Origin of the sequence: Vibrio sp. CyArs1, assembly GCF_022432925.1 — a bacterium.
Lineage (GTDB): Bacteria > Pseudomonadota > Gammaproteobacteria > Enterobacterales > Vibrionaceae > Vibrio > Vibrio mediterranei.
In genome coordinates this window covers 53,294-79,734 of record NZ_JAKRBO010000015.1, presented here as the reverse complement: position 1 = coordinate 79,734, position 26,441 = coordinate 53,294, and the positions used below count along the sequence as shown (strand labels likewise).

Below are 26,441 nucleotides of genomic sequence, written 5' to 3'. Positions count from 1 at the left end.
CGGATGCGAACTTTCGTCTGCGTTCCCGTGTCAGCGAGGGGGCATTATAGAGATCGAAATCTTCTTGGCAACCCTTTTTTTGAAGTTTTTCGCATTTTTTTATCGTTCGATTAAAAACAGCTCAAAACGACGCAAAAATCGACATTTTCTTATTATAGCTGAGCAAATTTATCCGCAAACAAGCTGACTTTATCCCAGTTAGTGTATTCCACTTCCTTTGAAGTATCTGTTTCTCCGCCGGTCATCGTCATAATCAGTTTAATCATAAAGCGGTCAAAAGGATTATAACGTGGGTAATACAATGCGCCGGCAAACACACCTATTAACTCCGGTTGCCAAGGTGACTTTTTCAAGAACGTCTTTATATAAGCACTGCCTTCCGGCGTATCTTTTCCTTGTTCTTCTTTTCTTGCGGTCAGATTGACGCAAAAGAATGCGGCTTTCATTGACGCTAACTTTGCACTGTTGGCATTTAAAAACTGATAGAGTTTCTTATTTAAATGACCATATCGGATTGATGCCCCGATAAGCACTTTATCGAACTCATCAAGATTAATGTTCATGTCTTGGTGTAGATTGACGATAGTGGCGGCATCATCACCTAATTGCTCAGCAATACGCGTAATGATTTTTGTCGTTTGTCCTTCACGAGAAGAATAGAGATAGAGAACTTTTTCCACGATGTTTCCTTTACCTTAATAAGCAGGCTGGTTAACTACGCCAAAATGCAGGAGTTAATAGAATAAGAAGGGTAAACACTTCAAGTCGGCCAAATAGCATCGAAACGATGAGCACCCACTTAGCGCTATCATTGACTTCACCAAAGTGGACAGCTACTTCTCCAAGACCTGGGCCGAGGTTGTTCAACGTAGCCGCAACTGCGGAGAACGCACTAAGCTCATCCATGCCAGTAGCAATTAACGCTAACATACAGACCACAAACACCAGCGCGTAAGCCGAGAAAAATCCCCATACGGCGTCTACAACACGCTGAGACAGTGCTGTCCCACCCACTTTGATGGTATATACCGCTCTTGGGTGTACAAGGCGTTTCATCTCACGAGCGCCTTGCAGAGTAAGTAATAAAATACGAATTACCTTCATACCACCACCCGTTGAGCCTGCACATCCACCAATAAAAGAAGAGAACAGTAGCAACACGGGTAAAAACAATGGCCATTCCGAGAATCCAGTAGTGGTAAAGCCCGCCGTCGTCGAAATAGATACTGACTGGAACAGTGCCTGATCAAACGCATCGTATACCGAGTTATAGGAGTGATGCTTCAATAAAATAAGGAAGCAGATCAGGAATAACACCACCTGTATAAAGATGAAGGCTCTAAACTCGGGATCTTTCCAATAGTACTTAGGATGTACACCACCTGAAGCAAATGCAGCAAAGTGCAAAGAGTAATTACAGGCCGATATAAGCAGGAATACCACGGTAATCATATTTATAGCATGACTATCAAAGTAACCCATACTCGCATCGTGAGTGGAGAAACCACCAATCGCAATGGTTGAGAAACTATGGGCTATCGCATCAAACGGTGTCATACCTGCTACCCAAAATGCCGCTGCACAAGCGATAGTCAAGCTTAAGTAGATGTACCAAAGCGCCTTTGCTGTCTCAGCAATTCGAGGCGTCATTTTGCTGTCTTTCACCGGACCAGGGATTTCGGCCCGATATAACTGCATACCACCAATGCCTAGCACCGGTAAAATAGCGACGGCGAGTACAATAATCCCCATGCCCCCAAACCACTGGAGTAATTGACGATAAAACAATATCGCTTTAGGTAGCTCATCTAAACCAACAATAACCGTCGCACCGGTAGTGGTTAAGGCGGAGAATGATTCAAAGAATGCATCGGTTATCGATACATTAGGGAAATCGGATATAAGGAACGGTAAGGCGCCGGCGCTGCCGATTACTGTCCAAAACAAAACCACAATAAGGAAGCCATCACGAGCTTTGAGCTCGTGTTTGTGGCGTCGGTTGGGAAACCAGAAAAAGCCACCACAAACTAATAAGACAAAAAAGGTCGTAACAAAAGGTACACCCGCACCATCACGATAGATGAGCGCGACAAGAGCTGGCGCAAGCATTGACACACTGAACAGCGCTAAAAGAAGCCCGACAATGCGGATTATGGATCGAAATTGCATATATGTTGAATGAAGCTACGCTTCGTTACGTCCTAGTTGTGTTCTACTGGAGAAACCATTGCCTTGGCTCCACTTTTATTAATTATGCTTTGCGTGAGTGCATCAACCTTATTCACCTCAACTTCTACAATAAGAATAACCTTATCGCTATAGTGAGATTCCACTTCTACTGCAGAACACTTACTAAGTTCAGACTGAGCCGTGGCTACAAATGCATAGTCTAACTCTAGTCGTAATTGTGTGGTGATTTTTTTTTCTATTGTTTGAATTAGCTTAAGTGCTTGTTGAACTCCTCCACCATAAGCTTTCACTAATCCGCCTGTTCCTAGCTTGATTCCACCAGAATAACGGGTAACAACAGCCGCCAATTCTCCAATCCCGGAACCGCTTAACTGTGCCAAAATAGGCTTTCCTGCTGTGCCAGATGGTTCACCATCATCACTAAAGCCCCACATCATCGAATTTTCTGGACGACCGGCTACAAAGCCCCAACAGTTATGTCTGGCACTACTGTGTTCTTTCTTCACATCATCGATAAACGCTTTGGCACTTTCGATACTTGGTGTATGGGCAATTTGTGTGATGAAGACACTCTTTTTGATTTCTTCTTCAAAAATCACAGAGTGCTCTGGTATCAAGTATGCAGTTGAGTTCATTAGGATTTATGAGATCTGTAGCCTAAAAAGGGTATTCTATCACGGGTGAATAGGATTGACTCCAAGATTGGACCACGGTCATAATGTTAAACAGTTGTTTAAAAAATGTATTGAAATTAAATTCAATGCGGTTCAATATTAGACGACTGGTCTAACCAGAAGCAAAAACAATAACTACCGCTTTCGCACAATCACGGATTGTCTGTCACGGAGAATGACAATGATTTACCAATCTGAAACCCTACAGGTAAAGGAAGTACACAACGGCATCGCCGAACTGTGTTTTAGCTCTCCCCAGTCGGTCAATAAACTTGATCTGGCTACTCTTGAAGCCCTAGACAAAGCACTTGATGCTCTTGCAGCATGGAATGATTTAAAGGGTCTAATCCTCACTACAGATAAAAGCGCATTTATCGTTGGCGCCGATATCACGGAATTCTTGGGATTGTTTGCCAAACCAAAAGCAGAACTCAAAGAGTGGCTTGGTTTTGCAAATAGCATCTTCAACAAGTTAGAAGATCTGCCCGTTCCGACACTTTCAGCCCTAAAAGGTCACACGCTTGGTGGTGGTTGTGAGTGTGTATTAGCAACAGATTTTAGAATTGGTGACAAAACCACCAGCATCGGCCTTCCAGAGACAAAACTTGGCATTATGCCTGGCTTTGGCGGCACTGTGCGTCTACCACGCCTCATTGGTGCCGATAGCGCAATGGAAATCATCACACAAGGTAAAGCATGTCGCTCAGGTGAAGCGTTAAAGCTTGGTTTACTCGACGCAATCGTCGAAACCGATGCACTGTATGAATCTGCACTTAACACGATTCAATTAGCCATCAATGAGAAAATCGATTGGAAAGCACGCCGCCAAGCGAAAGTGTCTCCACTGACACTGAGCAAGCTTGAAGCGATGATGAGCTTCACTATGGCTAAAGGTCTTGTTGCTCAAAAAGCAGGCCCACATTATCCAGCACCAATGGCTGCAGTAAAAGCCATTGAAGAAGCAGCTCGCTCTGGCCGAGATCAGGCTCTTGATATTGAAGCAAATTACTTTATTCAACTAGCTGGCTCTGATGTAGCCAACGCACTAGTTGGTATCTTCCTTAACGACCAATACATTAAAGGTCTTGCTAAGAAAGCCGCGAAGTCAGGTAAAGACACCGAACGTGCTGCCGTGCTAGGTGCTGGCATCATGGGTGGCGGTATTGCTTATCAGTCTGCGCTTAAAGGCGTACCCGTAATCATGAAAGATATTGCTCAGGCTTCTTTAGAGCTTGGCATGACTGAAGCATCCAAACTGCTGAACAAACGATTGCAACGTGGTCGTATTGATGGCTTTAAGATGGCTGGCGTATTGGCATCTATCACTCCAAGCCTTCATTACGCAGGCATCGAACAGAGCGATGTGATTGTCGAAGCGGTCGTTGAGAATCCAAAGATAAAGGCATCAGTATTGAGCGAAGTCGAAGGATTAGTCGGTGAGAATACTGTCATTGCATCGAATACATCGACGATTCCTATTAATGTACTTGCGAAGTCACTCAAGCGCCCAGAAAACTTCTGTGGTATGCACTTCTTTAATCCAGTCCACCGTATGCCACTGGTTGAAATCATCCGTGGTGAGCACACGTCAGAAGAAACCATTAATCGTGTTGTGGCTTACGCAGCAAAAATGGGTAAATCGCCAATCGTCGTGAATGATTGCCCAGGGTTCTTTGTTAACCGCGTACTCTTCCCTTACTTTGGCGGCTTTAGTCAGCTATTAAGTGATGGTGCTGACTTTATTCAGATTGATAAAGTCATGGAGCGCAAGTTTGGTTGGCCTATGGGGCCTGCTTATCTTCTCGATGTTGTTGGTATCGATACCGCTCACCACGCTCAAGCTGTCATGGCGGAAGGTTTCCCTGAGCGTATGGCGAAAGAAGAGCGCGATGCAATCGATGTTCTCTTTAGTAACACTCGCTACGGTCAGAAGAATGGCTCTGGCTTCTACGCGTACACTACAGACAAGCGTGGTCGACCGAAGAAAGCACCAAGTGAAGACATCACTAGCTTACTAGAACCGGTTTGCAAACCAAGCCAAGCGTTCGACGACGACACCATCATTCAACGTATGATGATTCCAATGATCAACGAAGTAGCACTGTGTCTTGAAGAGGGCATCATTGCAACACCACAAGAAGCCGACATGGCTCTAGTATATGGATTGGGCTTCCCTCCATTCCGCGGTGGTGTATTCCGTTACCTAGATAGCATTGGTATCGATAACTACGTAGCAATGGCAAAACAATACGAGTCATTGGGTGCAATGTACAAAGTCCCTCAGTCGCTAGTAGACATGGCAAGCTCTGGTAAGCGCTTCTATGAACTGCAGCAAACTGGCTCACTGTAATTACCCATTGGAAGAGGAATATCAAAATGAAAAATGTTGTCGTTGTTGATTGTCTTCGCACACCGATGGGTCGTTCCAAAGGTGGTGCATTTAGACATCAACGTGCTGAAGATCTATCAGCGCATCTTATGAAAGGAATTTTGGCTCGCAACCCACAAGTCAAACCTGAAGAAATTGAAGATATCTATTGGGGCTGTGTACAGCAAACATTAGAGCAAGGTTTTAACGTGGCACGTAATGCAGCACTGCTCGCGGGTTTACCTATTGAAATTGGTGCGGTGACCGTTAACCGTTTGTGTGGTTCATCAATGCAAGCTCTGCATGACGCGGCACGCTCTATTATGGTAGGCGATGCGGAAATCTGTCTTATCGGTGGTGTAGAACACATGGGTCATGTCCCAATGACTCATGGCGTTGACTTTCATCCACAGTTGTCAAAGAACGTTGCAAAAGCAGCAGGCATGATGGGTTTAACAGCTGAGATGCTAGGTAAACTCCATGGAATTAGCCGCGAACAACAAGATGAGTTTGCTGCCCGCAGTCACCAACGTGCACAAGCCGCAACCATAGAAGGACGCTTCAAAAACGAAATTCTACCAACAGAAGGTCACGCAGAAGACGGCTCTCTCTTCACTTTAGATTACGATGAAGTTATTCGTCCGGAAACTAACGTGGAAGGTCTATCTAAGCTACGTCCTGTATTTGACCCTGCAAACGGCACAGTCACCGCCGGCACTTCATCTGCGCTATCTGATGGTGCTTCTGCCATGTTGATAATGAGTGAAGATAAAGCTAACGAGCTAGGTTTACCTATTCGTGCAAAAATCCGCTCAATGGCCATTGCTGGTTGCGATCCTTCTATTATGGGTTATGGTCCAGTACCTGCGACTCAAAAAGCACTGAAGCGTGCAGGTTTGACGATGGATGATATTGATATTGTTGAACTTAATGAAGCATTTGCTGCTCAATCACTGCCATGTGCGAAGGATCTGGGTCTATTAGATGTGGTTGACGAGAAAGTAAACCTTAACGGTGGTGCTATCGCGCTTGGACACCCATTGGGCTGCTCAGGCTCTCGTATTTCCACCACGCTTATCAATATTATGGAAAGCAAAGATGCCAAGATCGGTCTAGCGACCATGTGTATTGGTTTGGGTCAAGGCATTGCAACCATATTCGAACGTCCATAACCCCATCTGAATGTAAAAACAGCTCCGCTTGCGGAGCTGTTTTTATTTATGCATAAAATGCATACATCAAATGTTCAAGTTTCATTTTTTTTTTACCTATTTGTCGCCTACACTTTGCAGCAGATAACACGTCAACTCATTGGAGACAACCATGTTCAAAGCACTGTTACTTAACCAAGAAGATAAAAAAACAATCGCTACTATTTCTCAAGTAGATGAGTCTCAGCTTCCAGAAGGTAATGTAAAAATAGATGTAAAATATTCATCTTTGAACTACAAAGATGGGTTGGCGATTACAGGTAAAGGCAAAATTATTCGCAATTTCCCAATGGTACCGGGTATAGATCTTTCTGGCGTAGTGTCTCAATCTGATGACCCTCGTTATAAGGAAGGCGACGAAGTGGTTCTCACTGGCTGGGGGGTCGGTGAGAATCACTGGGGTGGCATGGCAGAGAAAGCAAGTCTAAACGGTGATTGGTTGGTGCCAATGCCTGCTGGCCTAGATGCAGAAAAGGTCATGGCTATCGGTACTGCTGGCTTCACGGCTATGCTTTGCGTGCAAGCGATTGTTGATGCTGGCATCAAACCAGAAGATGGTGAAGTACTGGTAACCGGCGCAAGTGGTGGTGTCGGTAGTGTATCAGTAACGCTACTAAACCAACTCGGCTACAAAGTCGCAGCAGTCACAGGCCGTGCTTCAGAAAATGGTGAATTACTCACTTCTCTTGGCGCTTCTCGTATTGTTGAACGTAGTGAACTTGAAGAACCAGCTAAGCCACTTGAGCGTCAAGTTTGGGCTGCAGCGGTTGACACTGTAGGTAGCAAACTTCTCGCGAAAGTATTGGCTCAAATGAACTATAACGGTGTGGTCGCAGCATGTGGTCTGGCAGGTGGTTTTGATTTGCCAACAACCGTTATGCCATTTATTCTACGTAATGTCCGCCTACAGGGTATTGACTCAGTAATGTGCCCTCGCGAGAAACGTATCAAAGCATGGGAACAATTGGCAACTTTACTTCCAGAATCATACTACGCACAAGCGAGTAAAACAGTGGCGTTGGAAGAAGCGATTCAAGCAGCAGAAGATATCACTAATGGCGCTATCACTGGCCGTGTGACAATTAAGATCTAATCTTAGCTAACATATATTATTGAAAAGGCTCTCATGATGAGAGCCTTTTGTATTTAATACGCATTAGTACCGAGTATTTGCTTATCATTAGCAGGGCTTGGATTACCGTACTCTCCATTATGATTATGAAAAGCTTCTTTCGTCGACTTAATATCACCATCAAAGCGTGGATCCTGTGGTCGTTCATGGCTGTCCATAAACAACGCGATATCCCAAGCTTGCTGATCTGTTAATGTTCCACCTTGCCCCAAAGGCATGTTGTGTTTTATGAACGTAGCAGCAGTATTTACTCGATGCATTCCTGCTCCCCAGTTAAAACTATCCGGCCCCCAAAGTGCAGGAAAGACATAACGTCCACCCACCTGTCGTCCTTGTCCGTTTTCACCATGGCATACAGAACATTCTTTTTGATAAGCTTTTTCACCACGCTTGTAACTAGGTGCCTTCACAGGTTTCTCTAGTTTTCCAAATCCTCTTCCAGGCAACTTGTTATCAACAGAGACCCCAAACGACAACCAATAAGAGTAAGCATTAAGGTCCAATATTTCCTGACTTAATACCTCTGGGGGTTGACCATCTTTTGCGTTCATAGAATAAAGAAAACAACCTTGCAATCGATCTTCAAACGTATTTACTCGTTTATTTTTAGAACGATAGGCAGGGTAAGACACAAACGCAGCCCACATAGGTGCCGCATTGGCTACACTCCCCCCTCCAAGATGGCAATTGGTGCAGTTCATACCATTATTCACTCTTCCCGTCGGTTTCAATTGCTGGGTATTCATAAACAATGAATATCCACGCTTTATCGACTCCCCCAATTCACCCTTTGGTAAGTTATCCCAATGAGATACTTGATGAAGGGTTTCACCTTCGTTCAACGTCCTACCAGGCTCTATGGGGTGAAGCTCTTTATATTGATCAGCAAAGGCAACGAAAGTAAAACCAGCAAGCAAAGCGATTAGATAATGAGTTTTCATAAAGAACCTCCTTGCGATGAGAAGTATTCCGCAACAGCTTCGATTTCTTCTTCACTGAGTGCTTTAGAAATAGTTACCATCGTCCCTAACGAACCCGGAGGGCGTTGATCATTTTTCCAAGCGTTGAGTTGATTGATTAAGTAGTCTTTATTTTGCCCCATAAGCATAGGAAAACTTGGTGCAACCCCCACCCCATTAGGTCCGTGGCAACTGACACAAGCTGGTACATTGCTATTCCATTTACCACTGTATGCGATTCGTTCACCCAATGGCATATCAGCAGGCCACTTATCACCTCGCCATTGCAAGGTTTCAGGAGTATCAACGGGAATGGAGGCATAGAAATCAGCAGCGAGTACCAGCTGATCATCTGCAACGTCGTGAACGATAGGCTCCATAAAGCTGCTAGTTCGATGACCAGATTTAAACGCAAGGACTTGAGCCTCTAAGTAGGCTTTAGGCTGCCCTCGAAGGTTAGGGATGGTGTTTTCTCTACCAACACCATCAGAACCATGACAGTCGATACACGCCTCCATGATGTTATTGGCGAGAGCAGTATGAGTAAGGCTTATAGCAGCTAGCCCGACGATAATCCTTTTAATATTCATTGCTCATTCCTTTGTTGTTTTTAAGTCAAACTAGGATAAAGATTAGTGAATACAAGGAAATGAAGGTATCAATTCAACCGACTGCTAGCCTAACCCTACATCTTCAATTCTTTTAGTAATCAATTTGCCACATTCTTGTTTCAACACTTTGCGCAACCATTGCTGGGACTCAGAAGTATCGCAGCGTGAGTGCCAAATCAACGAATAATCAAATGGTGTGAACGTAAATGGCAATGGCTTAATTACTAAGTCATATCGCTCTGCAACCAAATACGCTAAATCGGCAGGAACGGTAATAATAAGAGGCATGGAATCAACAATCGCCAATGCCGCTTCAAGGTGATAAGCCCGTAACACCATTCTTCTTGGATTCTGATTAACCAATGCAGCATCAAGTAATGATTTTACGCCATCGCTTATCGCAATCATGGCGTGTGGCGCATTAATATAGTCTTCGAGTAATAGTGGCTTTTCCGCAAGAGGATGCTGTTTAGACACTAAACATGAAACCCCTACAGGCCCTAATATATCTTGATGCAAAGGTGAGACAGAACCTGATGGTCGACAGATAGCCATATCTACCTTATCGGTACTCAGCTGCTTAAAAAGGCTCTCGTGTTGCAGTGGGGCAAACTCTAGCGAAATGTTAGGCGCCTGCTGATACACCATAGGTAAGGCATAAGGAAGTATGGTCTGCATAGCGTAGTCAGTAGTAGCGATAAGAAAACGCTCATTGCAGTAATATGGATTGAACTCACTCGGTGTTAACAGTTGGCGGAATGATTCTAACGGCGCATCAATTTGTTTGCAGATCTCCAATGCTTTACTGGTAGGAATGATCCGTTGCCCTTGACGGGTAAACAGAGGATCGCCCAATAAATCTCTGAGCCGACCTAAAACACGACTGGTCGCTGACTGGCTAAGGTTCAAGCGCACAGCTGCTTGACTAACACTACCTTCTTCGACCAACACTTTTAACGCAACCAACAGATTCAAGTCACGACGATAGATTTCTTCGAGTTCCATAAACACTTCCTAACGGGTTCTTTTATAGTGTACACCGAGCCCGAATATCTTTACCTAGCGCCAGATAAAAAAAATCCCGCCTTTGACAGCGGGGAAGCCCAAGAAAATGGGGATAGTGTCGGAATGTCGTATAGTGTTAGAAATCTAAATTAGCCAGATGTTTATAAAATGTTAACTTTCTTGTTCTTCTGAAACATCTTGCCAGCGTCTCATCTCAATCCAAATCCCTAGGATTGAGGCGCTTAATCCAATTAAAGGAACAAAGCTCGGCTCTGCTGAAGTCTTTAATACCAGGGCACAGAACGCAATAAAGCAAAGCACTGAATAAATCGTCAATCTATCTAAAGCGGTCAACATAGCTACTCCCTTGCTTCTTTGTTACCAACTTGTTAAATAAAGTTAAAACAAAAAAATCCATTTGCCAAGAGTTATTGCATATTTTTTCTTCATAAGTAGAATTTGAGCTGTTTTTTATAGATCAGAGCACACCATGACAATCAATACAGACCTAGCAACGCAAACATTAGAAGCAGAAGGCTTGCGCTGTCCAGAGCCAGTGATGATGGTCAGGAAGACAATTCGTAAAATGGAACAAGGAGAAGTGTTGTTAGTGAAAGCTGACGATCCTTCTACTACGAGAGACATCCCAAGCTTTTGTCGTTTTATGGATCACCAATTACTTGGCTCGCAAACAGAATCTATACCTTACCTTTACTTAATCAAGAAAGGTCTCGCGTAAAGAATCAAAAAAGGCTGCATCATGCAGCCTTTTTACTATTCATCATATTCAAGCGTTCGGACTTCCGATTGCAACTGCTTAATCTGCTTTTGCATCGCACGTATTTCATTGTGCATGGGAATGAGGTGTTGCACCCTAATCCACGACTCTACAGAGAGTCCAGCCATCACAATGGCACCGACAACCATAGGTGTCCACATGTCGGTGAGCACCATTCCAAGAACCGTTAAAACAAAACCGAACGTAAATAAAGAACTCTGACTTTTCGCGGTCATTCCTGTGTAACGTGTAAGCATAGTATTGCCCTCTCGCTAGGATCCACATGATTAAAGTAGCATGACAATTGTGACACTAATATGTCACTCATCACGAAATTCACTAGATTCGTGCCAGAGTTTGATCTTGGATAAATCACAGTTAGCTAGTTGATATTGTTATTAAAAAATAGCCGCACCAATTGCTAATAATACAAACAGAGTGGCGGTAACCCGGCGAATCCAATCTAATGGCAATTTATCCGCTGACAACTTTCCTATCAGTACTACCGGAACATTCGCCAACAACATACCAATAGTGGTTCCTAGAACCACCAGCATTAAGGCATCGGCATACTGCGCCCCTAATATTGATGTCGCAATTTGAGTTTTGTCACCAATCTCTGCGATAAAAAACGCAATGAAACTGGCCACAAATGGTCCTTTGTTGGAGATACTTTCCTCTTCATCCAGTTTATCGGGAATCAGTACCCATCCGGCCATGGCTACAAAACTTACGACAACAACCCACTTCAGAACTTGAGGCGAAAGGTAATCGGCGACGACAACTCCTAACCAAGCAGCAAGTGCATGGTTGGCTATCGTTGCCAGAAAAATGGCTGCAATAATGGGAATAGGTTTACGGTAACGACTGGCTAACAGCAATGAGAGAAGTTGGGTTTTATCCCCAATCTCAGCTAAGGCGACAGTAGTAATTGAAATAGCTAAAACGCTCACGACATGCTCTAAGGGGCAGGGATTATAGTTTTTAACCTATAGATAAACCTCGCACCCCACCCCGGTTCACGATGTTTATCTAAGGTCTTGCTAAACTTGTTGGCACAAGTCTCGAACGCCATGGTGATTTTGCACCAATTATGTTGACGAACGAATTCTGACTCTTGCTAGAGTCCGAATAAGCTACTCCCCAAAGATGGCGGTATTGTAATCACACTAACCATCAAATTCAACAATAACACTGTCCCTTAAGCCGCAGTTGAGCGAGAAATGCAAAAAACTGACCTTTTTTCGCATAATGACGATTAATTAACCACTTTTACCCCTACTCCCCCAAGGAATTACTGGGTATACTTGATCGTTATTTTTACCTTTTTCAGATAAAGAATCGCGCGAATTGACTATGCAAAAATACGATATCAAAACCTTCCAGGGAATGATCCTCGCGCTGCAGGATTATTGGGCACAAAATGGCTGTACCATTGTACAACCTCTAGATATGGAAGTAGGTGCGGGCACCTCTCACCCAATGACATGTTTGCGCGCACTTGGCCCTGAGCCAATGTCGACAGCTTATGTCCAACCATCTCGTCGTCCGACTGACGGCCGCTATGGTGAAAACCCGAACCGACTACAGCACTACTATCAATTTCAGGTAGCGCTAAAGCCATCTCCAGACAACATTCAGGAGTTATATCTAGGCTCACTAGAAGTACTTGGTATCGACCCACTAGTGCATGACATTCGCTTCGTAGAAGACAACTGGGAAAACCCGACACTCGGTGCTTGGGGTCTTGGTTGGGAAGTATGGCTAAACGGTATGGAAGTCACTCAGTTTACTTACTTCCAGCAAGTGGGTGGTCTTGAGTGTAAGCCAGTAACCGGCGAGATCACTTATGGTATCGAGCGCCTTGCTATGTATATCCAAGAAGTAGACTCTGTTTACGACCTAGTTTGGAACATTGCACCAGACGGAAGCAAAGTGACTTATGGTGATATCTTCCACCAAAACGAAGTTGAGCAATCTACATACAACTTCGAGCACGCTGACGTAGACTTCCTATTCTCATATTTCGATCAATGTGAGAAAGAAACTAAAGAGCTACTGGAACTAGAGAAACCTCTTCCTCTTCCAGCTTACGAGCGCATTCTAAAAGCCGCTCACGCGTTCAACTTGCTTGATGCTCGCAAAGCTATCTCTGTAACAGAGCGCCAACGTTACATTCTTCGCATCCGCAACCTGACTAAGTCAGTAGCAGAAGCATACTACGCATCACGTGAAGCACTTGGCTTCCCAATGTGTAAGAAATAAGGCGAGGAGACAGTAAACATGGCAAAAGAATTTCTAATTGAACTAGGTACTGAAGAGCTACCACCAACACAACTTCGCACTCTTGCTGAAGCATTTGCAGCAAACTTTGAGTCTGAACTTAAAGATGCAGACCTAGCACACGAAGGTGTGAAGTGGTATGCCGCACCTCGTCGCTTAGCACTTAAGGTTTCAGCGCTGGCTGAAGGTCAAGCTGACAAAGTGGTTGAAAAGCGCGGCCCAGCAGTATCGGTAGCATTTGATGCTGATGGCAATGCAACTAAAGCAGCACAAGGCTGGGCTCGTGGTAACGGTATTACTGTTGACCAAGCAGAACGTCTAGTGACTGACAAAGGTGAATGGCTGCTATTCAAACAAGAGGTGAAAGGTCAGGCAACGTCTGAGATCATCGTTGAACTTGCAGCCAAAGCACTCGCTAATCTACCTATCGCTAAGCCAATGCGTTGGGGTGATAAAACCACTCAATTTATCCGCCCAGTTAAAACGCTGACGATGGTAATGGGTTCTGACCTTATAGAAGGCGAAATCCTAGGCGTAGCGTCTGATCGAACTATCCGTGGTCACCGCTTTATGGGTGAGCAAGAGTTCACTATCGAATCAGCAGAGCAATACCCAGCGATCCTCGAAGAACGCGGTAAAGTGATGGCTGATTATGACGCACGTAAAGCCATCATCCTAGCGGACTCTCAAAAAGCAGCGGCAGCGGTTGGCGGTGTAGCTGATCTCGAAGATGACTTAGTAGAAGAAGTGACGTCCCTGGTTGAATGGCCAGTAGTACTCACTGCGAAGTTTGAAGAAGAATTCCTAAAAGTACCTTCTGAAGCGTTGGTTTACACCATGAAGGGCGACCAAAAATACTTCCCAGTTTATGACGAGAACAAGAAGCTACTACCAAACTTCATCTTCGTTTCTAATATCGAATCGAAAGAGCCTCGCTACGTTATCGAAGGTAACGAGAAGGTTGTGCGTCCTCGCCTAGCCGATGCCGAGTTCTTCTTTAATACAGATCGCAAGCGCCCGCTTATCGACCGTCTACCTGAACTAGAGCAAGCTATCTTCCAGAAGCAGCTAGGTACTATCAAAGACAAGACGGATCGCATCACTGAGCTTGCTGGCTACATCGCTGAGCAAATCGATGCTGATGTTGAAAAGTCTAAGCGTGCAGGCCTATTGGCTAAATGTGACCTAATGACATCTATGGTATTTGAATTTACTGATACTCAAGGTGTGATGGGGATGCATTATGCCACGCACGACGGCGAAGATGAGCAAGTAGCACTAGCACTATACGAGCAATACATGCCTCGTTTTGCAGGCGATGACCTACCAAGCACTGGTATCTCATCCGCTGTCGCGATGGCAGACAAGCTAGATACTATTGTTGGTATCTTCGGTATTGGTCAAGCACCTAAGGGCTCTGACCCATTTGCACTTCGTCGTGCATCGCTAGGTGTGTTGCGTATCATCGTAGAAAATGGCTACAGCTTAGACCTTACAGATCTTATCGCAAAAGCGAAGTCACTATTTGGCGACAAGCTAACCAATGCAAATGTTGAAGAAGACGTACTTGAGTTTATGCTTGGTCGTTTCAATGCATGGTACAAAGACGAAGGCTTCAGCGTAGACATTATCCAAGCGGTGTTAGCACGTCGTCCGACTAAACCTGCAGACTTTGACCAGCGTGTGAAAGCAGTATCTCACTTCCGCGAACTGGAAGCGGCAGAATCACTTGCTGCAGCAAACAAGCGTGTGGGCAATATCCTAGCGAAGTTTGATGGTGAACTCGCCGCCGATATCGACCTTGCACTTCTACAAGAAGATGCAGAAAAAGTACTGGCAGAAAATGTAGAAGTCATGACAGAAGCACTAGAGCCAGCTTTCGCTACAGGTAACTACCAAGAAGCGCTAAGCAAGCTAGCAGATCTTCGTGAACCGGTTGATGCTTTCTTCGACAACGTAATGGTAATGGCAGACGATGAGGCGCTGAAGAAAAACCGCCTAACACTGCTGAACAACCTACGTAACCTATTCTTGCAAATTGCTGATATATCACTGATTCAAAAGTAATTTTATAGAAAAACAGCAAAAGCCCAGTTACCTAACTGGGCTTTTTTTTATTCCCACCACAAATAGTGCTTTGCCTCACAGTTTCATTAATGTATGTTCAAACATTAATCTTGCCACCAGCAGGATAAAAAACCGAAAAAATATAACAAGTGAACACAATGAACTAGGTACAGCAATGCAATTTTCTAAGTTTGGTGAAAAATTTAATCGTTACTCAGGTATTACCCAATTAATGGATGATCTCAATGATGGCCTCCGCACTCCAGGTGCCATTATGCTCGGAGGTGGCAACCCAGCCGCTATTCCAGCAATGCTCGAGTACTTTCACCAAGCCAGTGCAGATATGCTTGCCAACGGCGATCTCGTCGCAGCTATGGCTAACTACGACGGCCCACAAGGTAAAGATGCCTTTGTTAAAGCGCTTGCTAAGCTGCTGCGTGAAACCTATGGCTGGGCAATCACAGAAAAGAACATCAGCCTAACCAATGGTAGTCAAAGCGGCTTTTTCTATTTGTTCAATTTGCTTGCAGGTAAGCAATCCGATGGCTCGCACAAGAAGATTCTATTGCCTATTGCTCCCGAGTACATTGGCTATGGCGACGCGGGCATTGACGAAGATATCTTTGTCTCTTATCACCCAGAAATTGAATTACTCGACGGTGGCTTATTCAAATATCATGTGGATTTTGAACACCTGAAAATCGATGACTCTGTTGCCGCTATCTGTGCGTCGCGTCCAACCAACCCAACGGGTAACGTGCTAACTGACAAAGAGATCCACAAGCTCGATAAACTGGCTCGTGCTAACAATATCCCACTGATTATTGATAATGCTTATGGTCTGCCATTCCCAAACATCATTTTTGAAGATGTAGAGCCATTTTGGAATGAAAACACCATCCTATGTATGAGTTTATCCAAACTAGGGTTACCTGGCTTACGCTGCGGCATTGTCATTGCGAGTGAAGAAGTTACGCAAGCGATGACCAATATGAATGGCATCATTAGTCTTGCTCCTGGGAGCTTTGGCCCTGCGCTTGCCAATCATATGATTGAAAAAGGTGATCTGCTGGATTTAAGCTCGAATGTCATTAAGCCTTTCTATCAACAGAAATCATTGCGCGCGGTAGAACTACTGCAATCAGCCATAACCGACCCACGTTTTAGAATTCACAAACCAGAGGGGGCAATTTTCTTATGGCTTTGGTTTGATGAATTACCGATTACTACCATGGAGCTGTACCAACGACTGAAAGACCGTGGTGTATTAATTGTTCCTGGTGAATACTTCTTTATTGGTCAAGAAGACGAATGGGATCATGCTCATCAGTGTTTACGCATGAACTACGTGCAAGACGATGACAAGATGCAGCAAGGCATCGCTATCATTGCGGAAGAAGTAGCAAAAGCCTACGCAGAAGCCTAACACTAAAAAGAGCGCCTTATGGCGCTCTTTCACTCTTTATTTCCGAGTATTGTTTCAAGGCAAATATTAGCCTTCGATCAGTTTATTACCACCGATCTCAATTTTACGCGGTTTCATCGCTTCTGGTATTTCACGTTCTAGGTCAACGTGAAGCAAACCATTCTCCATGCTTGCACCGACCACTTTCACATAGTCTGCTAGTTGGAACTTACGCTCAAAATCGCGCTCTGCGATGCCTTGGTAAACATAGTTTTTACCTTCTTCAGCTTTACGCTCACCCTTAACAATCAATAGGTTCTCTTTTTGAGTAAGATCGAGCTGCTCTTCAGCAAAGCCAGCCACAGCCATAGTGATACGGAAGTGGTTCTCGTCTTGTTGTTCGATGTTATACGGAGGGTAACCGCCTGAAGCGTTTTTCGCGGTGTTCGCTTCCATCATATTAAATAGACGATCGAAGCCGATTGCGTTGCGGTATAAAGGAGTGAAATCTACAGTTCTCATAATACTATCCTCAGTTAAGCAATAGTCTTAGCTCTTTATTCATAAGATCTAAGGGGATTCATGGCTTATTCCCTGATGTTTGTCTATAAACGGGACATAAGTTGGAATCAATCTAAATAGTGTGCTGCCACCGTTATCCTCTCTTGAGCAATAAGGGATCAGCTATTTCCGAGGCCCATAAGTTGGCGTCCTCTTCATTACCCTATATAGGGACGATGCACTCCATATTCAAGAGAGCCCTACTCTTTTTTCTATAATCGAACACTCACTAGCAACAATAAGAATATGCGAGTAATAAAAAACGCCACCCTAAGGCAGCGTTTTTATTTAGCAGAACAACCCGTCTATACGTCTAGGTTGGCCACTTTCAGTGCGTTTTCTTCGATGAAGTTACGACGAGGTTCTACTTGGTCACCCATCAACGTGGTAAACAGTTGATCAGCGCCAACCGCGTCTTCAATCGTCACCTGCATCATACGACGAGTCTCTGGATCCATGGTTGTTTCCCACAGCTGATCAGGGTTCATCTCACCAAGACCTTTATAGCGTTGTAGGCTTAAACCACGACGTGACTCTTTGATTAACCACTCAAGAGCATCAACGAAGTTTGTAACTTCTTGAGTACGCTCACCACGTTTGATGTAAGCACCCTCTTCAATCAGACCGTCTAACGCTTCTGACGTATCTGCCAATTGGCGATACTCTTTCGAGTTGAGTAGATCAACACTGATAACGTGCTCATGAGTCACGCCATGGGTACGAACCACAACTTTAGGCAGGTTTACACCCAGTTCAGCGTGCTGTTCTACTTCAAAGCTGTATTGGCTTGCGCCCACTTCTTTGTTGTTTAGCTGCTCAACAAGCTGTTTAGACCATGCTTCCACCGCCGCAGCGTCATGACATTGCTCAGCCGTTAGACGTGGTACATACATGAACTCGCCAACCATAGCATGTGGATAACGACGACTCATGCGATCAACCGTTTTAACTGCAGCGTTGTATTGCTGAACTAGCTTCTCAAGTGCTTCGCCAGCCAGTGCAGGTGCTTCAGAATTAACATGCAGTGCCGCGTTATCTAGAGCCAGAGATACTTGATACTGGTTCATGGCATCTTCATCTTTAATATACTGCTCTTGCTTGCCTTTCTTCACTTTGTAAAGTGGTGGCTGAGCAATATATACGTAGCCACGCTCAATAAGCTCTGGCATTTGACGGTAGAAGAACGTTAATAGCAGCGTACGAATGTGAGAACCATCCACGTCCGCATCGGTCATGATAATGATGTTGTGATAACGCAGTTTGTCTGGGTTATATTCATCACGACCAATACCACAGCCAAGTGCCGTGATAAGCGTTGCCACTTCTTGTGAAGAAAGCATCTTATCGAAGCGCGCTTTTTCTACATTAAGGATTTTACCTTTAAGTGGAAGAATCGCTTGGTTCTTACGGTTACGACCCTGCTTAGCACTACCGCCCGCAGAGTCACCCTCCACTATGTATAGTTCAGAAAGCGCTGGGTCTTTCTCTTGGCAGTCAGCCAGTTTGCCTGGTAGACCGGCTAAATCTAGTGCACCTTTACGACGCGTCATCTCACGAGCTTTACGTGCTGCGTCACGAGCACGAGCAGCGTCGATGATCTTGGTACAAACAATCTTCGCTTCACCTGGGTTCTCAACAAGGAACTCAGACAGTTTCTCACCCATCGCAGACTCAACCGCTGATTTCACTTCCGATGAAACCAACTTGTCTTTGGTTTGGCTTGAGAACTTAGGATCGGGCACTTTCACCGAAACGATAGCGGTTAGACCTTCACGCGCATCATCACCTGATGTCGCGGTTTTCGCTTTCTTAGAAAAGCCTTCTTTATCCATAAACGTGTTCAGCGTACGCGTTAATGCCGCACGGAAGCCAGCAAGGTGAGTACCACCATCACGTTGAGGGATGTTGTTGGTAAAGCAATAGATGTTTTCTTGGTAACCATCGTTCCACTGCATCGCCACTTCGACAGTAATGCCATCATCACGTTCGTTATCGAAGTGGAAGATTTTTTGGATGATTGGTGTTTTATTGGTGTTTAGGTGCTCAACAAACGCTTGGATACCGCCTTCAAACATGAAGTGATCCATTTTGTCTTCTTCGCGCTTATCAATCAGCTTGATAGACACACCAGAGTTTAGGAACGATAGCTCACGAAGACGTTTTGCTAAGATATCGTAATGGAATTCAATGTTAGTGAAGGTTTCTTCACTTGGCCAGAAACGGATTTCCGTACCCGTTTTATCCGTATCACCAATGACTGTAAGTGGCGCTTCTGGCTCACCATGGTGATAGGTTTGCGTATGAATTTGACCGCCACGATGAATGGTTAGCGTCACTTTTTTCGACAATGCGTTTACTACCGAAACACCTACACCGTGCAGACCACCCGATACTTTGTACGAGTTGTCATCAAACTTACCACCCGCATGAAGTACCGTCATGATAACTTCTGCAGCAGAAACCTGCTCTTCTGGGTGCATTTCAGTCGGGATACCACGACCATCATCGCTAACAGAAACAGAGTTGTCCTCATGGATTGTCACAATAATGTCGTTACAGTGACCAGCCAACGCTTCATCAATTGAGTTATCAACCACCTCAAAAACCATGTGGTGCAGACCGGTTCCATCGTCCGTGTCACCAATGTACATTCCCGGACGCTTACGTACCGCATCCAGACCCTTTAGTACCTTAATACTCGATGAATCGTAATTTTCTGACATGAGTTTCTCTCACTATTTACCTGGTTCTATTGTGCCATGTTCCACATGAAACATCTTGCCATTTTCGTCAATCATATCGGCGACTTGGCTTTGGGTAATAGAACTTACAAAAACTTGAGCGTTCGTCTGTTTTAGGTAATCCGCTAAGCGTTTACGACGAAGGCTATCTAATTCGGAAGCAAAGTCATCTATTAAATAAATGCACTGCTTACCGGTCAACTCGGCGAGATGCTGTCCCTGCGCTAAACGCAATGCACACATCATCAGTTTTAGCTGACCTCGAGACAACACATCCTCAACTGGTGTGTTGTTCACTTTAATTCTTAAGTCGGCTTTATTAGGTCCACTAAAGGTGTACCCTAAGCTCTGGTCTCGTTCAAAGTTGCGCTCTAATAGCTCAGCATAGGGCGTATCTTTTTCCCAACCACGGTAGTAGCCAAGTTTGATTTCAAACTCGGGCAAAAACGACTGACACATTTCCTCAGCAAGAGGTTGCATCTGTTCGACATAACACCGACGCCAATCATCAATTTGTTCTGCCAGTTGGGCCAAATCACGATCCCAATAGCTCAGTTCTCGATAACTGGTTGCAGTCTTAAGCAGAGCATTACGCTGCTTACTTAAACGCTTAAATCGTCCCCAAGCTTCATGAAAGCCTGGTTCAGAGTGAAACACACCCCAATCGATAAAAGCGCGACGAAACTTAGGTCCATCCGTCAGTAATTCAAACCCTTCAGGGTGAATTAGTTGCAGCGGTAATACCTTGGCAAGCTGAGCCAATTTTTGCCCAGATTGACCGCCTATTTTAACCTCAGTTGAGCCATCACGCTGCTTATTAATGCCAACGGGTATCTCAAATTGATCCGAGTTCAAAAAACGGCCATGAACGAACAGTTCTTGGCAGTCATTTTGAATGACTCGTCCTGTCAAAGAACTCTTAAAAGAGCGTCCATGACCGAGCAAATATATGGCTTCCAATACGCTGGTTTTGCCACTGCCATTGGGGCCAATAATAAAGTTAAAGCCTGTAGATAGTTCTATATCACAGGCTTTAATATTACGAAATTGCTGTACGATTAAGCGCGTAAGCGGCATAACATCATGCCTAGCTTAGAGACGAATCGGCATCACCACATACATGGCACTGTCATCTTCGCTATTTTCAATCAACGCACTCGCATTGGCATTCGACATAGAAATACGAACCTGATCGCAACGAAGCGTGTTCAGTACGTCCAAAACGTATGACACATTGAAACCAATTTCTAATGCATCGCCTTGAAATTCGACGTCTAACATTTCTTCCGCTTCTTCCTGTTCAGGGTTATTCGCGGTAATGCGCATTTCATTTTGGTCGAGATTAACTCGCACACCACGGAACTTCTCATTGGAAAGAATGGCGGCGCGTGAGAATGCTTGTCGTAGTTCGTCGCAATTGGCTTCCAATGTTTTATCGGTATTTTGCGGCAAAACACGGCGATAATCCGGGAAACGACCATCAACGAGCTTAGAAGTAAAGACAAAGTTATTCACTTCCGCACGGATATTAGAGCTGCCAATTTGCAGCGTCACTGGTTGCTCAGGAGCATCTAATAACTTAGACAGTTCCTGCACACCTTTACGCGGTACGATAATTTGTTTGTTATCAAAGCTGCCTTCAAGTGACACCAAAGCAACAGCCATACGGTGGCCATCAGTGGCAACAGAACGAAGCGTGTTTTGGTCTAACTCAAACAGCATACCGTTGAGATAATAACGAACGTCTTGGTTCGCCATTGAAAATTGTGTTTTTTCTATCAGTGATTTAAGTTCAGCTTGAGTAACGGTCACCGCCACTTCTTGTTGCCAATCTTCAATATTTGGGAAATCACTGGCTGGTAAAGTCGATAGCGAGAAACGACTGCGTCCAGAACGTACTTGTACACGATCGCCTTCTAACACGATAGTGATAGTAGAGTCATCCGGCAGTCCACGACAAATATCTAGGAACTTGCGTGAAGGTACCGTCACACTACCCGCTTCAAACTCACTCTCTAGCGTCACTTTACTTACTAGCTCAACTTCTAAGTCGGTTGCAGTAAGAGAAAGCACCCCTTCTTCAACCTTCAACAGCAAATTGCCCAAAATAGGTAATGTTGGTCGTCCACCCAGTGCACCAGAGACTTGTTGTAACGGCTTTAATAAGTGATGACGTTCGATAGTAAATTTCATAGATAACTCTTCGTAAAGCTGGCAATCCATGCCACTTATATGCGAAATACAATAACTTGAATGCTAATTATAGCGATTATGCCATTATTATGAAGAAAGCGTACGAATTAAGTTCGAATAGTCTTCTTTTATATCGTGACTTTCTTCGCGTAGCTGAGCAATCTTACGACAAGCATGAAGCACTGTCGTGTGGTCACGACCACCAAATGCATCGCCAATTTCTGGAAGACTGTGGTTGGTAAGCTCTTTCGCCAAAGCCATCGCCAACTGGCGAGGACGTGCAACCGAACGAGAGCGACGTTTGGACAATAAGTCAGCCACTTTAATCTTGTAGTACTCAGCAACGGTCTTTTGAATGTTGTCTATAGTGACTAGCTTCTCTTGTAGTGCTAATAGATCGCGCAGTGCCTCTCGAACAAAGTCGATAGTGATAGGACGGCCAGTAAAGTTCGCGTTGGCGATAACACGGTTAAGTGCCCCTTCCAACTCACGAACATTAGAACGTAAACGCTTAGCAATAAAGAACGCCACCTCATCAGCAAGGTGAATTTGATGATCTTCTGCTTTCTTCATCAAAATTGCTACGCGGGTTTCAAGCTCTGGTGGCTCGATCGCAACCGTCAACCCCCAACCAAAACGGGATTTTAGACGATCCTCTACCCCATTTATCTCTTTAGGGTAGCGATCAGAGGTAAGGATGATCTGTTGGTTACCTTCTAATAGAGCATTAAAGGTATGGAAGAATTCTTCTTGAGAACGTTCTTTATTTGCAAAGAACTGAATATCATCGATAAGCAATGCATCAACGCTACGATAGTAACGTTTAAATTCTTCAATCGCATTGTTTTGTAGTGCTTTTACCATGTCTTGAACAAAACGTTCAGAGTGCATGTACACAACTTTCGCGTTCGGCTTGTTATCAACAATCGCATTGCCTACCGCATGCAACAAGTGGGTTTTACCCAGGCCAGTACCGCCGTACAAAAACAGCGGGTTGTATGCCGCACCAGGGTTATCCGCAACTTGACGTGCAGCAGCTAAGCCAAGTTGGTTCGACTTACCTTCAACGAAATTATTGAATTTATGCTTGATATTAACGTTCGAGCGATGATTGATATCTGAGACTTCTGCTTCATCGTCCCACGTTTTATGCACAGGCTGACGTGCTTGCAGCTGTGCTGGTGCTGAAGATTCTGCCGCTACATCAGCGGCCGTCTTAACAGGCTTAGGCGCTGGTGGCGCAGAAACTGGTTTACTACCCACTTCAAATCGTAAGTTAGGTACGTCATTACCGCAATACTCTTTGAGTAAACGGTTGATGCTGTTTAAGTATCTGTCACGTACCCAATCTAATACAAAGCGATTAGGCGCAAATAGAGTTAGGGTGTTGTCATTAAGTTCAGCTTGTAATGGTCTGACCCACATGCTGAATTCGGTAGCGGGTAGCTCTTCTTGTAGTCGTTGCGAACATTGCAACCAAAGCGAAGATGACACGGTGCTCTCACTCTATTTATTTGAATTGGAAAAGATTGGTAATTTTACCTGTTGATAACCAAGATCGCCAGTAAATGATCAGTGATCCAGTGAATAAGATCTAAGTTATTCACAATTTTTTCGGTTGAATTCGCTTGATCCACACAATTTGCCCTAATTTTACTCACAAATAAATGCACAAAACACAGATCTACCCACAAAAGCAGTATGTTGATCTAACTTGTGCATAGATCAACGTTCAAGCTGTCATTATCTTTTTGTTTGGTATTGATAGAGTGATGAAAAAGCCAGCATTCAACCCCGAGTTTGTTATGGTTAATAACAACTAGTTATTTAACTTATCGACATGTTTACCAGTAACATCCTCCCCATAAATATAAGGAGTAGTAAAATGAAAAACTGGATTAAAGGCCTTCTAACCGCTTTAGCGCTTTCTGCAACCGTATCTCAAGCAGCATATGCTGCGACACAACAAGAAGTGAAAGTCGGCATGTCTGGTCGCTACTTCCCATTTACGTTTGTTAAACAAGACAAGTTACAAGGGTTTGAAGTCGACCTTTGGGACGAAATTGGTCGTCGCAATGACTATAAAGTAGAGTACGTGACGGCAAACTTCTCTGGTTTGTTTGGTTTGCTTGAGACCGGTCGTATCGACACGATTTCTAACCAAATCACTATGACAGATGCTCGTAAAGCGAAGTATCTGTTCGCAGACCCATATGTTGTTGATGGTGCTCAAATTACCGTTCGAAAAGGTAATGACAGCATTCAAGGTATTGATGATTTAGCAGGTAAAACAGTCGCAGTGAACCTTGGTTCAAACTTCGAACAACTGCTACGTAGCTACGATAAAGATGGCAAAATCACCATCAAAACTTACGATACAGGTATTGAACATGACGTCGCACTAGGCCGTGCTGATGCTTTTGTTATGGATCGCCTTTCTGCACTTGAATTAATCAAGAAAACAGGCCTGCCACTGCAACTTGCAGGTCAACCTTTTGAAACCATCGAGAATGCTTGGCCATTCGTAAACAACGAAAAAGGTCAAAAGCTGCAACAAGAAGTAAATAGCGCACTAGCAGACATGCGAGCTGATGGTACGCTAGCAAAAATCTCTGAGAAGTGGTTTGGTGCTGATATCACTAAAAAGTAAGTGATTACTATTGATACGCCCACTACTCTTGGTAGTGGGCGTTTGTTTTTCTAAGAGTTTGGTACTGTTATGGGATTTGATTTTCAATACATGCTTGAGTTGATGCCGATACTGTTGAAGTATCTTGGTACAACCATGGAAATGGCGGTATGGGGACTGCTGTTCTCATTGATTCTATCGGTTATTTTAGCCAACATTCGCGTGTTTAAGATCCCGGTATTGGATCAGCTCAGTCAGCTCTATATAAGCTTTTTCCGTGGTACTCCATTGTTGGTTCAGCTGTTTCTGCTTTATTATGGCTTACCACAAATTTTTCCTTGGATGGTTGGGCTCAACGCCTTCAGTGCCGCAGTAATAGGCCTAACTCTGCACTTTGCCGCTTATATGGCAGAGAGTATTCGTGCCGCCATTATCGGCATTGACCGCAGTCAGATGGAAGCAAGTCTTTCTGTAGGTATGACAACTAGCCAAGCCATGCGTCGTATCATTTTGCCGCAAGCAACTCGCGTAGCCCTACCATCATTGATGAACTACTTCATTGATATGATTAAGTCGACGTCGTTAGCGTTCACACTTGGTGTGGCAGAGATTATGGCGAAAGCCCAAATGGAAGCATCATCCAGCTTCCGATTTTTTGAAGCATTTCTTGCCGTCGCGCTCATATACTGGGGTGTTGTGTTAGTACTTACTCGCGTACAAATTGTCGCAGAGCAAAAACTGAATAAGGCTTATCAACGATGATTACATTAAAAAATATCCACAAGCGATTCGGTGACACCGAAGTGCTCAAAGGCATCGATATTGATATCAAACAAGGCGAAATTATCGTCATTATTGGTTCTAGTGGTACCGGTAAGTCTACCTTATTACGTTGCGTCAATTTCCTGGAACAAGCAGATGAAGGCCAAATCTCTATTGACGATGTCTCGGTCAACTGCCAAAGCCATACTAAAGCAGAAGTATTGGCACTAAGACGCAAGACTGGCTTTGTGTTTCAGAACTACGCTCTATTCGCGCACATGACTGCGCGTCAGAATATTGCGGAAGGTTTGATCACAGTAAAGGGCTGGAAAAAAGAGCAAGCTCTTGAGAAAGCACAACAAATTCTCGATGACATCGGTCTAGGAGACAAAGGGGATCAATACCCAGCTTCCCTTTCCGGTGGTCAACAGCAGCGTGTCGGTATTGGCCGAGCGATGGCATTACAACCTGAGCTACTGTTATTCGATGAACCAACTTCAGCACTCGATCCTGAGTGGGTAGGTGAAGTACTTAACCTTATGAAAAAGCTCGCAACACAGCATCAAACCATGCTTGTTGTGACCCACGAAATGCAGTTTGCCAAAGAAGTCGCCGACAGAGTGATCTTCATGGCTGATGGCCATATAGTGGAACAAGGTACACCAGAGCAAATTTTTAACGATCCACAAGATATCCAACTGAAGAAATTTCTAAATCAAGTTGGGATCGAATAGGATCCTTGCGCTCTGGCTCACAAAAAGTATAATTCGCCAACCGGAATTGAAGTTGAACTGATTATTGACTCTTGACGAGTCAGTGATTACAATTCCGCCTCTTTGTTGAGAGGCGTCGGATTTCCTCTCTATATATAG

General features: G+C 44.4%; 24 protein-coding genes. 10 read left to right on the top strand and 14 right to left on the bottom strand.

What is annotated here, in order from left to right:
* Nucleotides 1–152 precede the first annotated feature (152 nt).
* Genes hemG through MMA19_RS25055 form a run of 3 tightly spaced genes read right to left on the bottom strand, consistent with a single transcriptional unit; the run spans nt 153 to nt 2,825 of the window.
* Nucleotides 153–680, bottom strand: a complete 528-nt coding sequence (hemG, locus tag MMA19_RS25065; protein WP_006075113.1) for a menaquinone-dependent protoporphyrinogen IX dehydrogenase — start codon at nt 678–680, stop codon at nt 153–155.
* A gap of 31 nt (nt 681–711) precedes the next feature.
* Nucleotides 712–2,169 carry a TrkH family potassium uptake protein gene (locus tag MMA19_RS25060; protein WP_006075112.1) on the bottom strand — a complete coding sequence of 486 codons (1,458 nt, stop codon included), beginning with the start codon at nt 2,167–2,169 and terminating at the stop codon, nt 712–714.
* A gap of 32 nt (nt 2,170–2,201) precedes the next feature.
* A complete protein-coding gene (locus MMA19_RS25055; RefSeq protein ID WP_006075111.1) occupies nt 2,202–2,825 on the bottom strand; it encodes a YigZ family protein in 624 nt (207 codons plus the stop codon).
* A gap of 220 nt (nt 2,826–3,045) precedes the next feature.
* Here MMA19_RS25055 and fadB point away from each other — a divergent pair, with 220 nt between their 5' ends.
* The 3 genes from fadB (at nt 3,046) to MMA19_RS25040 (ending at nt 7,536) form a co-directional block, all read left to right on the top strand.
* On the top strand, nt 3,046–5,214 hold the full coding sequence (gene fadB / locus MMA19_RS25050; protein ID WP_006075110.1) for a fatty acid oxidation complex subunit alpha FadB: 2,169 nt from the start codon (nt 3,046–3,048) through the stop codon (nt 5,212–5,214).
* A 26-nt stretch (nt 5,215–5,240) separates the two neighbouring features.
* Nucleotides 5,241–6,404, top strand: coding sequence for an acetyl-CoA C-acyltransferase FadA (gene fadA / locus MMA19_RS25045; protein WP_006075109.1), 1,164 nt, complete (start codon nt 5,241–5,243; stop codon nt 6,402–6,404).
* 151 nt (nt 6,405–6,555) lie between these two features.
* Complete coding sequence (locus tag MMA19_RS25040) at nt 6,556–7,536, top strand: MDR family oxidoreductase (RefSeq protein WP_038224188.1); 981 nt, start codon at nt 6,556–6,558, stop codon at nt 7,534–7,536.
* A 53-nt stretch (nt 7,537–7,589) separates the two neighbouring features.
* Here MMA19_RS25040 and MMA19_RS25035 read toward each other — a convergent pair whose 3' ends face one another.
* The 4 genes from MMA19_RS25035 to MMA19_RS25020 all read right to left on the bottom strand — a co-directional run bounded on the left by MMA19_RS25035 (nt 7,590) and on the right by MMA19_RS25020 (nt 10,507).
* Nucleotides 7,590–8,516: a c-type cytochrome gene (locus tag MMA19_RS25035; protein WP_006075107.1), complete on the bottom strand. Its 927-nt coding sequence runs from the start codon at nt 8,514–8,516 to the stop codon at nt 7,590–7,592.
* Nucleotides 8,513–9,124, bottom strand: a complete 612-nt coding sequence (locus MMA19_RS25030; protein WP_240207568.1) for a c-type cytochrome — start codon at nt 9,122–9,124, stop codon at nt 8,513–8,515. The genes MMA19_RS25035 and MMA19_RS25030 overlap by 4 nt, the downstream gene beginning before the upstream one ends.
* An 84-nt stretch (nt 9,125–9,208) precedes the next feature.
* Complete coding sequence (locus MMA19_RS25025) at nt 9,209–10,150, bottom strand: LysR family transcriptional regulator (protein ID WP_006075105.1); 942 nt, start codon at nt 10,148–10,150, stop codon at nt 9,209–9,211.
* A gap of 171 nt (nt 10,151–10,321) precedes the next feature.
* Nucleotides 10,322–10,507 carry a hypothetical protein gene (locus MMA19_RS25020; RefSeq protein WP_006075104.1) on the bottom strand — a complete coding sequence of 62 codons (186 nt, stop codon included), beginning with the start codon at nt 10,505–10,507 and terminating at the stop codon, nt 10,322–10,324.
* A 133-nt stretch (nt 10,508–10,640) separates the two neighbouring features.
* On the opposite strand from MMA19_RS25020, the gene tusA reads away from it, so the two are divergent.
* Nucleotides 10,641–10,889 carry a sulfurtransferase TusA gene (tusA, locus tag MMA19_RS25015; RefSeq protein WP_006075103.1) on the top strand — a complete coding sequence of 83 codons (249 nt, stop codon included), beginning with the start codon at nt 10,641–10,643 and terminating at the stop codon, nt 10,887–10,889.
* Between the two features lie 35 nt (nt 10,890–10,924).
* On the opposite strand, the gene MMA19_RS25010 is transcribed toward tusA, so the two are convergent.
* Both MMA19_RS25010 and MMA19_RS25005 read right to left on the bottom strand, forming a co-directional pair.
* Nucleotides 10,925–11,185 carry a hypothetical protein gene (locus tag MMA19_RS25010; protein ID WP_006075102.1) on the bottom strand — a complete coding sequence of 87 codons (261 nt, stop codon included), beginning with the start codon at nt 11,183–11,185 and terminating at the stop codon, nt 10,925–10,927.
* A 141-nt stretch (nt 11,186–11,326) separates the two neighbouring features.
* Nucleotides 11,327–11,881 carry a TMEM165/GDT1 family protein gene (locus MMA19_RS25005; RefSeq protein WP_240207567.1) on the bottom strand — a complete coding sequence of 185 codons (555 nt, stop codon included), beginning with the start codon at nt 11,879–11,881 and terminating at the stop codon, nt 11,327–11,329.
* A gap of 403 nt (nt 11,882–12,284) precedes the next feature.
* On the opposite strand from MMA19_RS25005, the gene glyQ reads away from it, so the two are divergent.
* From glyQ to MMA19_RS24990, 3 genes are all read left to right on the top strand, one after another.
* Complete coding sequence (gene glyQ / locus MMA19_RS25000; protein WP_006075100.1) at nt 12,285–13,193, top strand: glycine--tRNA ligase subunit alpha; 909 nt, start codon at nt 12,285–12,287, stop codon at nt 13,191–13,193.
* Nucleotides 13,194–13,211: 18 nt separating this feature from the next.
* The gene (glyS, locus tag MMA19_RS24995) at nt 13,212–15,278 is read left to right on the top strand and encodes a glycine--tRNA ligase subunit beta (protein WP_240207565.1); all 2,067 of its coding nucleotides are present in this window, start codon (nt 13,212–13,214) and stop codon (nt 15,276–15,278) included.
* A 175-nt stretch (nt 15,279–15,453) separates the two neighbouring features.
* Nucleotides 15,454–16,704: a valine--pyruvate transaminase gene (locus MMA19_RS24990; protein ID WP_240207563.1), complete on the top strand. Its 1,251-nt coding sequence runs from the start codon at nt 15,454–15,456 to the stop codon at nt 16,702–16,704.
* A gap of 66 nt (nt 16,705–16,770) precedes the next feature.
* On the opposite strand, the gene MMA19_RS24985 is transcribed toward MMA19_RS24990, so the two are convergent.
* From MMA19_RS24985 to dnaA, 5 genes are all read right to left on the bottom strand, one after another.
* Nucleotides 16,771–17,205 carry an Hsp20 family protein gene (locus MMA19_RS24985; RefSeq protein ID WP_006075097.1) on the bottom strand — a complete coding sequence of 145 codons (435 nt, stop codon included), beginning with the start codon at nt 17,203–17,205 and terminating at the stop codon, nt 16,771–16,773.
* A gap of 344 nt (nt 17,206–17,549) precedes the next feature.
* Nucleotides 17,550–19,967 (bottom strand): DNA topoisomerase (ATP-hydrolyzing) subunit B, encoded by a 2,418-nt coding sequence (gyrB, locus tag MMA19_RS24980; protein WP_006075096.1) that lies wholly within the window; start codon nt 19,965–19,967, stop codon nt 17,550–17,552.
* Nucleotides 19,968–19,979: 12 nt separating this feature from the next.
* Nucleotides 19,980–21,062 (bottom strand): DNA replication/repair protein RecF, encoded by a 1,083-nt coding sequence (gene recF / locus MMA19_RS24975; protein WP_006075095.1) that lies wholly within the window; start codon nt 21,060–21,062, stop codon nt 19,980–19,982.
* A gap of 15 nt (nt 21,063–21,077) precedes the next feature.
* Nucleotides 21,078–22,178, bottom strand: a complete 1,101-nt coding sequence (dnaN, locus tag MMA19_RS24970) for a DNA polymerase III subunit beta (protein ID WP_031493149.1) — start codon at nt 22,176–22,178, stop codon at nt 21,078–21,080.
* An 87-nt stretch (nt 22,179–22,265) separates the two neighbouring features.
* On the bottom strand, nt 22,266–23,672 hold the full coding sequence (gene dnaA / locus MMA19_RS24965) for a chromosomal replication initiator protein DnaA (protein WP_038224178.1): 1,407 nt from the start codon (nt 23,670–23,672) through the stop codon (nt 22,266–22,268).
* 391 nt (nt 23,673–24,063) lie between these two features.
* Between dnaA and MMA19_RS24960 the strand changes: the two genes are divergently transcribed.
* The 3 genes from MMA19_RS24960 (at nt 24,064) to MMA19_RS24950 (ending at nt 26,303) form a co-directional block, all read left to right on the top strand.
* A complete protein-coding gene (locus tag MMA19_RS24960; protein ID WP_031493906.1) occupies nt 24,064–24,828 on the top strand; it encodes an amino acid ABC transporter substrate-binding protein in 765 nt (254 codons plus the stop codon).
* Nucleotides 24,829–24,897: 69 nt separating this feature from the next.
* The gene (locus tag MMA19_RS24955; protein WP_038224176.1) at nt 24,898–25,569 is read left to right on the top strand and encodes an amino acid ABC transporter permease; all 672 of its coding nucleotides are present in this window, start codon (nt 24,898–24,900) and stop codon (nt 25,567–25,569) included.
* Nucleotides 25,566–26,303, top strand: coding sequence for an amino acid ABC transporter ATP-binding protein (locus MMA19_RS24950; protein WP_062463369.1), 738 nt, complete (start codon nt 25,566–25,568; stop codon nt 26,301–26,303). Before MMA19_RS24955 ends, MMA19_RS24950 begins: the two co-directional genes overlap by 4 nt.
* Nucleotides 26,304–26,441: the final 138 nt, after the last annotated feature.